The sequence below is a fragment of the Candidatus Symbiopectobacterium sp. NZEC135 genome (assembly GCF_025962695.1).
The window spans coordinates 1-909 of sequence record NZ_JAGFPF010000824.1; the positions used below are offsets into that span (position 1 = coordinate 1).

Sequence of the window (909 nt, forward strand, 5' to 3'; positions counted from 1 at the left end):
TCGGCGAGCTGTTTCTGGTAATCAAACTGCTTGCCGATGATCTTTTCAAAACGAGCAGGTTCAACGCGGATCAGCACCGGAATGCGGTAATCCATATCCATGTCCTGCTTAAAGTTGGTCGTCACCAGCGGCGCTTGAGCAACGGTTCCCAGGCGAATGCCACGGAACTCCACCGGCGCGCCTACCTGCAACCCGCGGATCGATTCATCAAAGAACATCACATATTCTTTGTATTCCGTGTAGAGCGAATCCTGAATACTGCGCTCATTATCAAACAGCTGATAGTGCGCACGATCTTGCACGCGCTCACCCAGTTCCCACCCGGCAGGCACGTCAAAGCTCACGCCACCGCTGAACAAGGTGGTCAGCGATCCCATTTCCACCCGCATCCCCTGCGCCGACATATCCAGCGTAACGCCGCTGTCTTTCCAAAAACGGACATTGCTGGTCACCAGACTGTCGTATGGCGCGGTGATAAACAGTTGATAGCGCATTTGTCGCGCCTTGGTATCGAACTCGCTGGTTTCAACCGAACCAACGCGGTAACCGCGAAACAGTACCGGATCGCCGGCATTCAACTGGCCCGAACGCTCGCTGTCGAGCAGAACACGGATCCCTTTGGCGTGCGGCGGTGCCAGCGGCGGTGAGTCCAACAACGCAAATTCACTGCGCGCTTCACCGCTGACACCCGGCTGAAGTTCAATGAACGCACCGGACAACAGCGTGCCTAACCCGGAGACCCCTTCGCGGCCAATCTGCGGTTTTACCACCCAGAACACAGAATCATGACGCAGCAGCTTACCCATACCAGAATGCAAGCGAGCCACAATCTCCACCTGGCGCAGGTCTTCACTCAGCACCACGCTCTCCACCACACCCACGTCCACACTGCGACTTTTGATGGTGGTT

1 protein-coding gene is annotated in these 909 nt (G+C 56.2%); it reads right to left on the reverse strand.

Going from position 1 to position 909, the window contains the following annotated elements; genetic code table 11:
- The coding region (locus J5224_RS30735) for an MlaD family protein (protein ID WP_264628815.1) at window positions 1-909 on the reverse strand (909 nt) is incomplete at both ends.